The sequence below is a fragment of the Microbulbifer sp. SAOS-129_SWC genome, assembly GCF_039696035.1.
In the GTDB taxonomy this organism is placed as follows: Bacteria; Pseudomonadota; Gammaproteobacteria; order Pseudomonadales; family Cellvibrionaceae; genus Microbulbifer.
This window is the reverse complement of sequence record NZ_CP155567.1, coordinates 3,237,119-3,252,056: the sequence shown is the minus strand read 5'-3', so window position 1 is coordinate 3,252,056 and position 14,938 is coordinate 3,237,119. Positions and strand designations below refer to the sequence as shown.

The 14,938-nt window shown below is 63.4% G+C and carries 11 protein-coding genes; all 11 read left to right on the top strand.

Annotated features, from left to right (window positions below):
• Positions 1-6: 6 nt before the first annotated feature.
• The 11 genes from ABDK11_RS14105 (at position 7) to ftsZ (ending at position 14,589) form a co-directional block, all read left to right on the top strand.
• On the top strand, positions 7-1,764 hold the full coding sequence (locus tag ABDK11_RS14105) for a penicillin-binding transpeptidase domain-containing protein (protein WP_346837154.1): 1,758 nt from the start codon (positions 7-9) through the stop codon (positions 1,762-1,764).
• Complete coding sequence (locus tag ABDK11_RS14100) at positions 1,761-3,311, top strand: UDP-N-acetylmuramoyl-L-alanyl-D-glutamate--2,6-diaminopimelate ligase (RefSeq protein WP_346837153.1); 1,551 nt, start codon at positions 1,761-1,763, stop codon at positions 3,309-3,311. The genes ABDK11_RS14105 and ABDK11_RS14100 overlap by 4 nt, the downstream gene beginning before the upstream one ends.
• Entirely contained in the window at positions 3,308-4,708 is a 1,401-nt protein-coding gene (gene murF / locus ABDK11_RS14095; RefSeq protein ID WP_346837152.1) for a UDP-N-acetylmuramoyl-tripeptide--D-alanyl-D-alanine ligase, read from the top strand. The genes ABDK11_RS14100 and murF overlap by 4 nt, the downstream gene beginning before the upstream one ends.
• An 11-nt stretch (positions 4,709-4,719) precedes the next feature.
• Positions 4,720-5,805: a phospho-N-acetylmuramoyl-pentapeptide-transferase gene (gene mraY, locus ABDK11_RS14090; RefSeq protein ID WP_346837151.1), complete on the top strand. Its 1,086-nt coding sequence runs from the start codon at positions 4,720-4,722 to the stop codon at positions 5,803-5,805.
• Between the two features lie 17 nt (positions 5,806-5,822).
• On the top strand, positions 5,823-7,274 hold the full coding sequence (gene murD / locus ABDK11_RS14085; protein ID WP_346837150.1) for a UDP-N-acetylmuramoyl-L-alanine--D-glutamate ligase: 1,452 nt from the start codon (positions 5,823-5,825) through the stop codon (positions 7,272-7,274).
• The gene (ftsW, locus tag ABDK11_RS14080) at positions 7,271-8,503 is read left to right on the top strand and encodes a putative lipid II flippase FtsW (RefSeq protein WP_346837149.1); all 1,233 of its coding nucleotides are present in this window, start codon (positions 7,271-7,273) and stop codon (positions 8,501-8,503) included. The genes murD and ftsW overlap by 4 nt, the downstream gene beginning before the upstream one ends.
• Complete coding sequence (gene murG, locus ABDK11_RS14075; RefSeq protein WP_346837148.1) at positions 8,503-9,597, top strand: undecaprenyldiphospho-muramoylpentapeptide beta-N-acetylglucosaminyltransferase; 1,095 nt, start codon at positions 8,503-8,505, stop codon at positions 9,595-9,597. Before ftsW ends, murG begins: the two co-directional genes overlap by 1 nt.
• Before the next feature lie 12 nt (positions 9,598-9,609).
• Positions 9,610-11,064: a UDP-N-acetylmuramate--L-alanine ligase gene (gene murC, locus ABDK11_RS14070; RefSeq protein ID WP_346837147.1), complete on the top strand. Its 1,455-nt coding sequence runs from the start codon at positions 9,610-9,612 to the stop codon at positions 11,062-11,064.
• 33 nt (positions 11,065-11,097) lie between these two features.
• The gene (locus tag ABDK11_RS14065; RefSeq protein ID WP_346837146.1) at positions 11,098-11,898 is read left to right on the top strand and encodes an FtsQ-type POTRA domain-containing protein; all 801 of its coding nucleotides are present in this window, start codon (positions 11,098-11,100) and stop codon (positions 11,896-11,898) included.
• A gap of 112 nt (positions 11,899-12,010) precedes the next feature.
• On the top strand, positions 12,011-13,249 hold the full coding sequence (ftsA, locus tag ABDK11_RS14060; protein WP_346837145.1) for a cell division protein FtsA: 1,239 nt from the start codon (positions 12,011-12,013) through the stop codon (positions 13,247-13,249).
• Positions 13,250-13,362: 113 nt separating this feature from the next.
• Positions 13,363-14,589 (top strand): cell division protein FtsZ, encoded by a 1,227-nt coding sequence (gene ftsZ / locus ABDK11_RS14055; RefSeq protein WP_346837144.1) that lies wholly within the window; start codon positions 13,363-13,365, stop codon positions 14,587-14,589.
• The last annotated feature ends 349 nt before the right edge of the window (positions 14,590-14,938 follow it).

The following is a 14,938-nucleotide window of genomic DNA, read 5'->3' as shown; positions in this document are numbered from 1 at the left end:
GATTGCATGGGCGCAGTCAAGAAACAGCAGGAAACACCGGGAATCACCCGCTGGCGCTTTGCGCTGGTGGCGGTTCTGCTGTGTCTGCTCGCCCTGGCCCTGGTGCTGCACCTGGCGCGCCTGCAGGTGCTGCCGGAGGCCGAGCGCGGCTACCGCTTCCTGCAGGACCAGGGCAACGCGCGCACCATTCGCAGTGAAGAGATTGCCGCCTATCGCGGTTCCATCGTCGACCGCAACGGCGAGCTGCTGGCGGTCAGTACCCCGGTGACCAGCCTGTGGGCCAACCCGCAGCTGCTGCGCGAGGCCAGCGCCGATGAACTGCGTCAGCTTGCGGCGGCACTGGGCAGCAAGCCGGCAGAGTTGGCTGCGCGCCTGAAAAAATACCGCAACAAGGAATTCATGTATCTGCAGCGCCACCTGGCGCCGGAGCAGGCCCAGCGCGCGCTGGCACTGGATATCGCCGGAGTCTACGGCAAAAAAGAGTACCGTCGCTTCTATCCCGCCGGCGAGGTTACCGCGCAGCTGCTCGGCTTCACCAACATTGATGACCGCGGCCAGGAAGGGCTGGAGTTGGCCTACAACGACTGGCTCACCGGCCAGCCGGGCGCCCGCCAGGTGGTCAAGGACCTGAAAGGGCGGGTTGTGCAGGACCTGGCAGTACAGCGCGAGGCGCGCCCGGGCCAGGATATGCGCCTGTCCATCGACCTGCGCCTGCAGTACCTGGCCTATCGCGAACTGAAGAAGGCGGTGGCGGCCAACGAGGCCGCGTCCGGCTTTATGGTGGTTCTCGATGCGCACAGTGGCGACGTCCTGGCGATGGCCAACCAGCCGTCGTTCAACCCCAACAACCGGGTCGGGGTCAAGGCGGCGCAGATGCGCAACCGCGCACTGATCGACCAGTTTGAGCCCGGTTCCACCGTTAAGCCGATCACCGCGCTGGCGGCGCTGGAGAGCGGCCGTTACCAGCCGCACACACCCATCGACACCAACCCCGGCTATATCCGCGTGCCCGGCAAGACACTGCTGGACCACCGCAATTACGGCCTTATCGACCTGACCCGGGTGATCACCAAGTCGAGTCAGGTGGGTATCACCAAAGTTGCCCTGGATCTGGAACCAAACGATATCCGCGCACTCTTTTATCGACTGGGGCTGGGGGAGGCGATCGGAACCGGCTTCCCCGGCGAGGCCGCGGGCATACTGCCCAGTCGCAGTCGTTGGCAGCCAATCGAGCGGGCCAACTTTGCCTTCGGCTACGGTTTAACAGTCAATGCAGTGCAGCTGGCACGGGCCTACAGCGTCTTTGCCAATGCCGGGCTCAAGCGCCCGGTTTCTCTGGTTTTGAATGGTGACAATGCGCGTGACCCGGAGCAGATAGTGCCGCCCAAGCTGGCGCGTGAGGTTACCGCCATGCTGGAAACGGTCATTACTCCCGAGGGTACCGGCCACCGCGCCGCGGTGAAGGGGTACCAGGTGGCGGGCAAGACCGGAACGGTGCATATCGTCGGTCGCCAGGGCTACGCCAGTAGTCGCTACCGTTCGGTATTTGCGGGTTTTGTGCCCGCCGATCGGCCGGAGCTGATCGCGGTGGTGGTAGTGAACGACCCCAGCCGCGCCAAGTACTACGGTGGCGAAGTGGCTGCGCCGGTGTTCGGTAAGGTAATGGCCGGCGCCATGCGCCTGCTGCATGTGGCGCCGGACGGTGTCGCGTCACCGGAAAAACAGCTGGCTGCACAGCTTAGCGAAAGAGGTGACAAATCGTGAGTGAGCACGTGAATTCTGCAGCGCGCAGCGCTTCCCTGCAGCAGCTGGTGCCCGGCTACGCCGGCATTCCGGACGTGGCCGTCAGTGGCGTCGCGCTGGACAGCCGCAAGGTGCGCCCCGGCGACCTGTTTATGGCCCTGCGTGGCAGCGTGGTGGACGGGCGTGAATACATTGATGCCGCCATCGCTGCGGGTGCCGCGGCGGTGCTGGCGGACGGCGAGGAACTGCGCACCGACGTTCGCGACGGCGTGCAGGTGGTCAGTGTGCCGGGCCTGGCCAAGCGGGTGGGCGAGATCGCCGCGCGCTTCTACGACAACCCCACCGAGCGTATTTACCTGGTTGGCGTGACCGGTACCAACGGCAAGTCCACCTGTGCCTACCTGGTCGCGCAGCTGCTGGCACAGCATTTCGGCAGCGCCGGCCTGATGGGCACGATCGGCAACGGTATCTGGAAAGACGGCGCCATCGACCTGGAGGAAACCGGCCTCACCACGCCGGACCCGGTGCGCCTGCAGGCCGACTATGCCGATTTCCACCAGCGCGGCGTTGGCGCCGCGGCGATGGAAGTCTCTTCCCACGCGCTCGCTCAGGGGCGTGTGCATGGGCTGATTTTCGATACCGCCATCTTCACCAACCTGTCGCGTGACCATCTCGACTATCACGGCAATATGGCTGCCTACGGCGCCGCCAAGGAAAAGCTCTTCGGCCTGCCCAAATTGAAGCGCGGCATCATCAACGTGGATGACCCCTTCGGCGGCCAACTGGCCGAGCGCTGCAAGCTGCGCAACCTGCGCGTGGTTACCTACGGCATGCAGGCCGGCGATCTGCATGCCACCGAGCTGCGTCGCCACGACGGCGGTTTTACCGTGCAGTTGACCTCGCCGTGGGGCAACGGCGAGCTGCGCGCGCCGCTGATTGGCGACTTCAATATCTACAACGCCCTGGCGGTCGTGGCGGCGGCGGCCGCTGGCGGCATGCCGTTTGAAGATATTCTCGCTGCCTTCCCCTCCATCCAGCCGGTACCCGGGCGTATGGAGCGGGTGCGTGTGGACGGCGCCGACGATGTCAGCGTGCTGGTGGACTACGCGCACACGCCGGACGCACTGCGCGCGGCCCTGGCGGCAGCGCGGCCCTACTGCAGCGGCAAACTGTGGTGTGTGTTTGGCTGTGGCGGTGACCGCGATACCGGTAAGCGCGCGCCGATGGGACGCATTGCGTCGGAGATGGCCGACCGCGCCATCGTCACCAGCGATAACCCGCGCAGCGAGGATCCGCAGAAAATCATCGACGATATCCTTGAGGGCGCCGCCAGCAATGTCGAGGTGGAGCCCGATCGCGCCGCCGCGATCGCCCGCGCAGTGGCCGCGGCGGAGCCCGGCGACACAGTCGTGATCGCCGGCAAGGGCCACGAGGATTACCAGATTATCGGCGCGGAAAAAATTCACTTCTGTGATCGCGAGCAGGCCGAGCGCGCATTGGTACAGCGCGCGGCGGTATCGGGCAACAAGCCGGCGGGACAGGCGGATCAAGAGGAGCGCGCCGAATGATTCGCGGGCTCACCCTGGAACAGCTGCAGCAGCGTTTTGGCGGCGAACTGCTTCACGGTTCGGTGGCATTCGAGCACGTCTGCACCGACACGCGCGCGCTGGATCCACGCGCGCTATTCGTCGCCCTGAAGGGCGAGCACTTCGATGCCCATGACTTCGTTGTCGAGCTGGCCAAGTCCGGCGATCTGCAGGGCCAGGTTCTGGGCCTGGTGGTAGAGCGCGAGATTCCCGGCTGCGCCTTGCCCCAGTGGCTGGTGGCAGACACAACTGTGGCGTTGGGGCAGATCGGTTTGCTGTGCCGCGAACAGTTCGACGGGCGCGTGATTGCCATCACCGGTTCCTGCGGCAAGACCACGGTCAAGGAAATGCTCGCGGCCATCTTCGCCCGCCAGCACACTCCGTGCGTGACCCGCGGCAACCTCAATAATCACATCGGTGTGCCAATGACCCTGTTTGGGATCGGCGCCGAACACGATGTGCTGATTCTCGAAATGGGCGCCAGTGGTCCGGACGAGATCGGTTACCTGTGCAGTATCGGCAAACCGCAGGTCAGCGCCGTCAACAATGTCATGCCGGCGCACGTGGAGGGCTTCGGTTCCGTCGATGCCATTGCCGCGGCCAAGGGCCAGATCTACACCGGCCTGCAGGTGGGCGGCACCGCGGTGATCAATGCCGACGACAATTACGCCGACTTCTGGCGCGAGCAGATGCCGGATGGCGTGGCCTCGCTGGAGGTGGGGCTCGGCCACGATCACGCTATTTACGCCGACAATATCGCACTGGATGCGCGCGGTTGCGCGACTTTTGATCTGATGATCGAAGGCCTGGCGCACCCGGTGCAGTTGCAGCTGCTCGGCGAACACAATGTGCACAACGCACTGGTTGCCGCCGGTTGTGCCTTTGCCGCCGGAATCCCGGCGGCGGAGATTGCTGCCGGACTCGGCGCTGCCACCGCGGTGCAGGGGCGCATGCAGGTATATGGCGGCCGCAGTGGCGCCACCGTTATCGATGACAGTTACAACGCGAATCCGGGTTCGGTGGGTGCGGCGATTGAAATGCTGGCGCAGCGCCCAGGCCGGAAAATCCTGGTGCTTGGCGACATGGCGGAGCTGGGTGCTGACGCCGAGGCGATGCACCAGCAGATCGGCGTGCTGGCCCGCGAGCGCGGTCTCGATGAGCTCTTCACGCTGGGGCCGCTGGGTAATGCGGCAAGTATGGCTTTCGCTGGCGACGGCAAGGTAAAAAATAATTTTTGCGAGCGGGCGCCGTTGATTGCGGCGCTTGAGCGCGAACTGAACGCGAACACCACCGTGCTGGTGAAGGGTTCCCGCAGTGCACGAATGGAACTGGTAGTGCAGGCACTGACCCACGACACAAGCGCAGACGGGAACGACTGAGAGGAAAAGACATGCTGCTTTGGCTGGCAGAGTATTTACGACAATATGTGAGCACCTTCGCGGTGTTCGATTACCTGACTGTGCGGGCGATTCTGGGTGCGCTGACTGCGCTGGGTATTTCCCTGATAGTGGGTCCACGTATGATCACCTGGCTGAACCAGTTGCAGGTGGGTCAGGCCGTGCGCGACGACGGTCCACAGACGCACCTGAGCAAATCCGGCACGCCGACCATGGGTGGCACGCTGATTCTTGCCTCCATTTTTTCCGCGGCGCTGTTGTGGTCCGATCTCAGCAACCGCTACGTGTGGGTGACACTGCTGGTGACGTTTGTGTTCGGGGCCGTGGGCTTTGTCGATGACTACAAGAAAGTTGTAGAGAAAAACCCGCGCGGCCTGATCGCGCGCTGGAAGTATTTCTGGCAGTCCATTGCCGGTCTCGGCGCCGCCATCTACCTGTACATGAGCGCCACCAGTCCGGCGGAGACCCAGTTCTTCGTACCGTTTTTCAAAGACGTGGCGATCAATATGGGGCCGGTGACTTTCATCCTGCTGACCTATTTCGTCGTCGTGGGCTCTAGCAATGCGGTCAACCTGACCGACGGCCTCGATGGTCTCGCAATCATGCCCACGGTAATGGTGGGGGGAGCGCTCGGCATCATCGCCTATCTGGTCGGCCACGCCGAGTTCGCCACCTACCTGCATATTCCGTCTATCGCCGGTGCCGGCGAGCTGTCGGTATTCTGCGCCGCACTCGGTGGCGCCGGGCTCGGGTTCCTGTGGTTCAACACCTATCCGGCCCAGGTCTTTATGGGCGATGTGGGCGCGCTGGCGCTGGGTGCAGCGCTCGGCATTATCGCGGTGATCATCCGTCACGAAATCGTGCTGTTCATCATGGGCGGCGTGTTCGTGATGGAAACCGTGTCGGTGATCCTGCAGGTGGCGTCGTTCAAGCTGACCGGCAAGCGCATCTTCCGGATGGCGCCGCTGCACCACCATTTTGAATTGAAAGGCTGGCCGGAGCCGCGCGTGATCGTGCGCTTCTGGATCATTACCGTGATTCTGGTCCTGTTGGGCCTCGCGACTCTGAAACTGCGCTAAGGGCGGTTAACGGGAAAATGTCACTGATCGCAACGTCGGACAAAAAAGTGGTAATCGGCATGGGCGCTACCGGGCAATCGGTCGTGCGCTTCCTGCTGCGTACCGGTTTTGTGCCCGTCGTTGTCGACAGCCGCAGCCAGCCGCCGGGGCTGGAACAGTTCCATGCGGAATTCCCCGACGTACCGGTGGAAACCGGTCCGCTCAATGCCGAGACCCTGCTCGCGGCCAGCGAGATTATTGCCAGCCCCGGTATCGCCCTCGCCGAGCCGGCGCTGCAGCAGGCTGTCGCTGCCGGTATTCCGGTGGTCGGCGATATCGAATTGTTTGCGCGTGCGCTGAACAAGCTCGCGCAACCGCCGAAGCTGGTGGCGATCACCGGCTCCAATGGCAAGAGCACCGTGACCACCCTGGTGGGCGAGATGGCCGCAGCCGCCGGCGTGGACGTGCGTGTGGGTGGCAATATCGGCGTGCCGGTGCTGGATTTGCTAGAGCCCTCAGCGCGAGGCAAAAGCGAGACGTCGGCGCAAGGCGAATGGCAGTCGTTGCCGCAGCTGTTTGTGCTGGAGCTGTCCAGTTTCCAGCTGGAAACCACCAGTTCGCTGGTGCCAACCGCGGCGACAATTCTGAACCTGAGTGCGGACCATATGGACCGCTACGCCAGCCTGGCCGATTACCATCGCGCCAAGCAGCGTATTTACCGCAACGCGCAGCAGCTGGTGGTCAACCGCGCCGACCCGCTGACCCGCGGCCCGCTGTCGCGGGGCAGTCGGGAATGGAGTTTCGGTCTGGACAAGCCCGATCTGCAGCAGTTCGGTGTGCAAGCGTTCGCGGATGGCGGCCGCGAAAGCGGAAACTCAACAGAGTGGCTGGTGCAGGGCAGTGACAAACTGCTGCCGGTCAGCGCCCTGGCAATGGTCGGCCGCCACAATGTGGCCAACGCGCTGGCGGCGCTGGCGCTCGGCAGTGCCGTCGGCCTGCCGCTGGCGGCGATGCAGTCGGTACTGCGCCGCTTCAATGGCCTGCCGCACCGCTGCGAGCGAGTGCTCGATCTCGACGGAGTAACTTTCGTCAATGATTCCAAGGGTACCAATGTGGGCGCGACCCGCGCCGCGCTCGACGGGCTGGCCACCGAAGAACGCAAGATCGTGTTGATTGCCGGGGGCGATGGCAAGGGTGCGGATTTTGCCCCGCTGGCCGAAGCCGCGGGCGCGTTGCGCGCGCTGGTGACTATCGGCGCAGACGGCCCGCGTATTGCCGCCGTTTTTGATGGCCTGGTGGATAGTCACAGCGCCGCGTCGATGGACGCCGCCGTTGCTTGCGCCCGTGCGCTGGCGCGGCCGGGCGACTTTGTGCTGCTGTCGCCCGCCTGTGCCAGCTTCGATATGTACCGCAACTTCGAAGCGCGTGGCGACGATTTCCGCCGCGCTGTCGCGGCGCTGGACACTGCACCAGCCGGAGGTGGCCAATGAGCCGGGTACCGGAAACCCCGCCGAGCGTCGCCGCGGACAACCGTGCCGACTGGGTGCTGCCGTTCTGCGTACTGGCGCTGATGAGTATCGGCGTGGTGATGGTGGCCTCGGCGTCGATCGCCTTTGCCGCCGATGTCTACGGCGATCCGTGGTTTTTCCTCAAGCGCCACCTGATGTTCCTGGGCTTCGGCGCTGTTGCGGCACTGGTGGTTAGCCAGATACCGCTGTCGGTGTGGTCACGGCTGTCCTGGCCGCTGCTGATTTTCAGCTGCCTGCTGCTGCTGGTGGTGCTGATCCCGGGCATCGGCCGCGAGGTCAACGGTAGCCGCCGCTGGCTGGCATTCGGCCCGATCACGGTACAGCCGGCGGAAGTGGCGAAGTTCTGCCTGCTGGTGTTCTTTGCCAGCTTCCTGACGCGCCGCAATCAGCAGTTGCGCCACTGGAGCAGTTTCATGATTCCGGTGGTGATTCTCGGCTTCGCCGCGCTGCTGCTGCTGGGACAGCCGGACTTTGGTTCGGTAGTGGTGATTTCCGGGACCGTGCTGGCGATGGTATTTCTCGCCGGCGCGCGGTTGCCACACACCTTTTTGCTGGTGGCGCTGGCCGCCAGCGCGCTGGCATTGCTGGCGCTGCTCAGCCCCTACCGCTTGCAGCGGCTGATGACATTCCTGGATCCGTGGGGCGACCAGTTCGCCAGCGGCTACCAGCTGACCCAGTCGCTGATCGCTTTCGGACGCGGCGAGTGGTTCGGCGTCGGCCTCGGCAACAGTGTGCAGAAATTGTTTTACCTGCCGGAGGCGCACACGGATTTTATTTTCGCCATCCTCTCTGAAGAGTGGGGCATGGCGGGTGGCCTGGTGGTGATCGGGCTGTTTGCGGCGCTCACCTGGGCGCTGTTGCGGCTGGTGCGTGAGGCGCTGGCGCAACAGAAGTTTTTTGCTGCGCTGCTGGCGTTCGGTATCGCCGTGCTGCTGGCCGGCCAGGCATTTGTGAATATGGGCGTGGCTTCGGGCCTGTTGCCCACCAAGGGGCTGACCCTGCCCTTTGTCAGCTCCGGTGGCAGCAGCCTGGTAATTTGCTGCAGCCTGTTTGCACTGGCTCTGCGTATCCAGGCGGAGCTGCGTGCCGCGAAAGGCGAACAGGAAGGTGGTGTCGGTATGATCCGCCAGCTGCCGATATTCAATCCGCTGCAGCTGGGTGATCGCGCGGTCAAAGAGGAGGCTGCCTGATGAGTGATGTGAACGGGCGCTTCTCCAACAAGAAATTTCTGCTCATGGCCGGTGGTACCGGCGGTCATGTGTTTCCCGCGCTGGCGGTGGCGCGGGCGCTGATGAATGAAGGCGCCCAGGTGGAATGGCTGGGAACCCGGCGCGGTATCGAGGCACAGCTGATTCCTGAAGCGGGCATCGAGCTGCACTTTATTACCGTTGAGGGGGTACGCGGCAAGGGCAAGTTGGCGCTGTTGAAGGCGCCGCTGCAGATTGCCCGCGCCGTGTCGCAGGCGCGCGCGGTGATCAAGCGGGTGGCGCCGGACGCGGTACTGGGCTTTGGTGGCTTCGCCACCGGCCCCGGCGGCGTGGCCGCGCGCATCAGTGGTATTCCACTGATTATTCACGAGCAGAACGCGGTGCCCGGCACCACTAACCGGCTGCTGGCGCGTATCGCCAATCGCGTGCTGGAAGCCTTCCCCAGCGGGCTGCCCGGCGGCGAGCAGGTGGGCAATCCGGTACGCGACGAAATTGCCGCGCTGCCAGCGCCGGAGCAGCGCATTGGCAAAGTACAGCCGCTGCGCCTGCTGGTGCTGGGCGGCAGCCTCGGCGCTGTGGCCATCAATGAGCTGGTGCCCCAGGCGCTGTCGCTGCTGCCGGTGGCATTGCGCCCGCAAGTGATCCACCAGGCTGGTAAACGCCACCTGGATATCGCGCGCAAGTCCTACCAGCAGGCCGGGGTCGAGGCAGAGGTGGTGCCGTTTATCGCCGATATGGCCGCGGCCTACGGCGCGGCCGACCTGATTATCTGCCGCGCGGGTGCCTTGACGGTTTCCGAGATTGCCGCGGCCGGCGTCGGCGCAATCATGGTGCCGTTTCCGTTTGCGATCGATGACCACCAGACCAAAAACGGCGAGTGGTTGCAGCGCGCCGGCGGCGCCGTGGTGTTGCAGCAGGACACTTTGAACGCGGAAGAGCTGGCGCAACTGCTCGAAGGGCTGTTTGCGAAGCCGCTGAAATTACTGGCGATGGCCAAGGCTGCCCGCGGGGTGGCGAAAATCGATGCGACGCAGCGGGTGCTGGAAGCCTGCGGCGAACTGATTGCGGCGCAATGAGGTAGAGAGAAAATGACTGCAGATAACAGTACAGACAACGCCCGCTTCCACGTGCCGACCATGCGTCGCATCCGCCGCATTCATTTTATCGGTGTCGGTGGTGCCGGCATGAGCGGTATCGCCGAAGTACTGCAGAACCAGGGCTACGAAGTGTCCGGCTCCGATTTGCGTGAGTCGTCGGTGACCGAGCGACTGCGCAAGCTGGGTATCAAGGTGCAGATAGGCCACAGCGCCGACAATATTCGCGGTGTCGATGTGGTGGTGAACTCGTCGGCGATTCACGGTGACAACCCGGAGCTGCAGGCGGCACTGGAAAGCCGTATCCCGGTCGTGCGCCGCGCGGAAATGCTCGGCGAGCTGATGCGTTACCGCTACGGCATTGCGGTGGCGGGTACCCATGGCAAGACCACCACCACCAGCCTGATTGCCTCGATTCTGGCGGCGGACAAGAAAGACCCGACATTCGTGATCGGCGGCCTGGTGAACGCCGCCGGTGCCAATGCGGCGCTTGGGGAGAGCCGTTACCTGGTGGCGGAGGCGGATGAGAGCGATGCCTCGTTTATTCACCTGCAGCCGATGGTCACGGTCATCACCAATATCGATGCCGACCATATGGAAACCTATGGCGGCGACTTCGAAAAGGTGAAACAGATTTTTGTCGACTTCGTGCACAACCTGCCTTTCTACGGCCTGGTGGTGGTGTGCGGGGACGACGCCAATGTGCGCGAAGTGATTCCGCGTTTCTCGCGTCCGGTGGCCACTTACGGTTTTGACGAGGGCAACGACTTCCGCATCGTCGAGGTGAAACAGGAGCCGCTGCGCAGTCACTTTAGCGTGCAGCGCCCCGATGGCAAGCGCCTGGACGTGTGCGTGAATGTGCCGGGTATCCACAATGTGCTGAACGCGACCGCGGCCATCGCCGTGGCGACCGAGGAGGGCGTCAGTGATGATGCCATCCGCGAGGGCCTGCGAGGCTTTCAGGGCGTTGGCCGGCGTTTCCAGATTTACGGCGAGTATGCCGTCAGCGATGACGCGGGTGCGGAAAAGGCCATGCTGGTGGATGACTACGGCCACCACCCGCGCGAAGTGGCGGCGACCGTGCAGACGGTGCGCGACGGCTGGCCGGAGCGCCGCCTGGTAATGATTTATCAGCCGCACCGCTACACGCGCACCCGCGATCTGTTCGAGGATTTCGTGCAGGTGCTTTCCGAGGTGGACAAACTGATTCTGCTGGATGTATACAGCGCCGGAGAAACGCCGATCCCGGGTGCCGACAGTCGCACCCTGGCGCGCAGCCTGCGCAATCGCGGCCAGGTGGATCCGATTTTTGTCGAGACGATTGATCAGGTGCCCCCGCTTCTGGCGGACCTGATCGAGCCGGGCGATATCGTGTTGACCCAGGGCGCGGGCAATGTCGGTGCACTGGCACAGCAACTGGCCAGTTGGCGCCTGGGCGAGAAGGAATAACAGCGGCGTGTCGGACGGGAGTCTTTGATCGACATGGCGAAAAAGAAACGTGTCGACGGCAAGAAACACAAGGTGCGCGGTGCACGCGCGCTGCCGGAACCCGGCGCGCCGCGGCGCAACTGGCGGCCGCTGCTGGTCGTCGCATTGGCTGTGGGTGTGCTGGCCGGATTGAGTTATGGCGGCCTGTGGCTCTGGCGGCAGACCCCGGTGGAAAAACTCAGCCGCGTCGATGCGCTGGACCAGGTCAGGGTAGAGGGACCTTTCCGGGCCGTCACCCAGCGGCAGATCGAGGAGACGCTGCTGCCGTACCTGCGGCGGGGTTTTTTCACCGCGGATATCCGCGGCATGCGCAAAGCGCTGTTGCGCAATCCGTGGATCACGGATGTATCGATCAACCGTCGCTGGCCGCGCGGCGTGTTGGTGACAGTGCGCGAGGCACAGCCGCTGGCGGTTTGGGGCAAGGACAAATTGCTGGTGGCGAGTGGCAAGTTACTGCCACGGCCGGCGCAGATGCAGGTTGGTCGCTTGCCGGAACTGGCCGGCGACGAGGAACTGGTGGAGCGCATTGTGGCGCAATACCAGGCGCTCGCGGGGTTACTGACCACGCGGGATATGGAAGTGAAGCGCCTGTCGTTCGATGAACTCGGCGGCTGGCGGCTGGAGCTGGTTTCCGGCGTGGTGCTGCGCCTGGGGCACGATGAACTGCTGGAGCGGGTCAATCGTTTCCTGAAGTTGAGTCACGGCTTGCTGGCGCAACACATGGACCAGATCGCGCGGATCGATACGCGCTACAGCAACGCAGTTGCAGTGCAGTGGAAGGAAAGCAAAAAGTAATACTGAAGTCGGCTGCAGAGCCGTCGATACAAAAATTTTAAAGCGAGCGCTGGGTTCTGGGCCGTTATTGGGAATGCGATCCGGAGTTCAGTTCAGCGAGGTTGGTACAAAAATGACACAAGCATCCGATCACCGCATGATCGTGGGTCTGGATATCGGCACTTCCAAAGTGGTTGCGATCGTCGGCGAAGTGTCCGGTGATGGCGAGCTGAATATTGTCGGTATCGGCTCGCATCGATCCACCGGTATGAAAAAAGGCGTGGTGGTAAATATCGAATCCACGGTGCAGTCGATCCAGCGCGCGGTGGAGGAAGCCGAACTGATGGCCGGTTGTGAGATACACTCGGTCTACGCAGGCATTGCCGGCAGCCATATTCGCAGCCTGAATTCCCACGGTATTGTCGCGATCAAGGACCGTGAAGTTACCCAGCAGGATCTCGATCGGGTCATCGACGCGGCGCGCGCAGTGGCAATTCCCGCGGACCAGAAAATCCTGCACACGCTGCCGCAGGAATTCCTGATCGACAATCAGGAGGGCGTCAAGGAGCCGCTGGGCATGTCCGGTGTGCGCCTGGAGGCGAAGGTGCACCTGGTCAGCGGCGCGGTCAATGCGGCGCAGAATATCGAGAAATGTATTCGCCGCTGTGGCCTGGAAGTGGAGGACATCATTCTCGAGCAGCTGGCTTCCAGCTACGCGGTACTGACCGATGACGAAAAAGAGCTGGGTGTGTGCATGGTCGACATCGGCGGCGGTACCACCGATATCGCCGTGTTTACCGGCGGGTCCATTCGTCACACCGGGGTGATTCCGATCGCCGGCGATCAGGTGACCAACGATATTGCCATGGCCCTGCGCACGCCGACGCCACACGCGGAAGACCTGAAAATCAAATACGCCTGCGCGCTGGCCAAGCTGGCGCGCGAGGGCGAGACCATCAAGGTGCCGAGCGTCGGTGATCGGGCTCCGCGCGACCTGTCCCGCCAGGCGCTGGCCGAGGTGGTGGAGCCGCGCTATGACGAGCTGTTTACGCTGGTGCAGGCGGAGCTGCGCCGCAGTGGTTTCGAAGACCTGTGTGCCGCGGGTGTGGTGCTGACCGGCGGCTCTTCAAAAATGGAGGGCGCAGTGGAACTGGCAGAGGAGATTTTCCATATGCCGGTGCGCCTGGCGGTACCCCAGGGGATGGCGGGGCTGACCGATATTGTCAGCAACCCGATCTACTCCACCGGTGTCGGCCTGCTGATGTACGCGATGCGCCAGGCAGAGGCCGGCGAGCGCAATGTGCCGCGGCCGCTACACAATGACAACCAGTGGTGGGACAAGGTGAAACAGTGGTTCCGGGGCAACATGTAGGAATCATTGAAAGACGACTGTGCCTGGTGGTGTTGTTCAGCGATCCCGGCCGGTGAAAGAGTGTTTAGGGATTGAATTATAAATTTTGACATGAGCAAAAAAGGGGAACAGAGATGTTCGAACTAGTCGATAGCGTACAGGACAAGCCTGTCATCAAAGTGATCGGTGTCGGCGGTGGTGGCGGCAATGCCGTCAGGCACATGATCGTCAGTGAGGTGCAGGGGGTGGATTTCATCTGCGCGAACACTGACGCTCAGGCGCTCAAGGACATCGAGGCGCGCACCATCCTGCAACTGGGTAACACCATTACCCGCGGTCTCGGTGCCGGTGCCAACCCGGACGTGGGCCGACAGTCGGCAATCGAGGATCGCGAGCGCATTGCCGAGGTCCTGCAGGGCGCCGATATGGTGTTCATTACCGCGGGTATGGGCGGTGGCACTGGCACCGGTGGTGCGCCGATTGTTGCCGAGATCGCTAAAGACCTGGGGATCCTGACCGTGGCTGTGGTCACCCGCCCGTTCAAGATCGAGGGCAAAAAGCGCTCCCTGGTAGCGGAAGAGGGGATCCTCGAGCTGCGCGACAAGGTGGACTCGCTGATCACCATTCCCAACGACCGCCTGCTGGAGGTGTTGGGCAACAAGATCACCATGAAGTCCGCCTACAAGGAGGCCGACAATGTCCTGCTGGGTGCGGTGCAGGGTATCGCCGACCTGATGATCCGCCCGGGCATCATGAACGTAGACTTTGCCGATGTGCGCACGGTGATGTCTGAAATGGGCATGGCGATGATGGGCTCCGGCGCGGCCGTGGGCGAGAATCGTGCCCGCGAGGCAGCCGAGAAGGCTGTGCGCAGCCCTCTGCTGGACAACGTCAATCTGCAGGGTGCCCGCGGTATCCTGGTGAATATCATTACCGGCAGCGAGGAGGGTGGCTGTCAGGAGCTGACCTTGGGCGAATACTCCGAGGTGGGCGAAATCGTGCAGGAAATCGCCTCCGACGAAGCGACTGTCGTCATCGGCACCGCCGTGGACGACAAGCTCGGTGACGAGATGCGCGTGACCGTGGTCGCCGCGGGCCTCGGCGACGGTGCCCAGCAGGCGGCGCGTCCGACCAAGGTTGTGGATAACACCGCCCGCCGCCCGCAGCTGCACGAAGGTCGTGAAAACCGTGAGGCGCGCGAGCCCCAGGCAGGCAGCCCTCTGCCCGGTCGCGACACTGCCGATCCGCGTACACGCGCGGAGAGCGAGCGCACCAAGCGCCCGGCGCCGACACTGAACCCGGCAGATGCCGATATGGAGTACCTGGATATCCCGGCCTTCCTGCGCCGCCAGGCGGACTGACAGCCGTGCGCTGAACCGCCGCGCCCGCAGAGGCAAACATACCGCTCATGTCCCGCTCGGCCCCCGGGCCGGGTCCGCTTCGACTGCGCGGGGTTCAGTGAGCGCGGGATAGCCGCTCAAGCGGCAGTATTCCGGGATCCGGGAAGGAACCCGCCCGCCGCGCGCTTTCCGCTGGCTTTTGCCATGCGGAATATCGCGTCGGCCGGCGGGTTTTGCCGTTTCAGGACTCGCCGGTCAGAACCCGGTTAACAATTATTTACAGGGGAAAATAGAGAACGCGCCTTAAGCTATGGTCAGAGCCTTGGCGCTACAGTCTTCGCACTGAGCTATTCTGAAGGAGTGGAGCGAT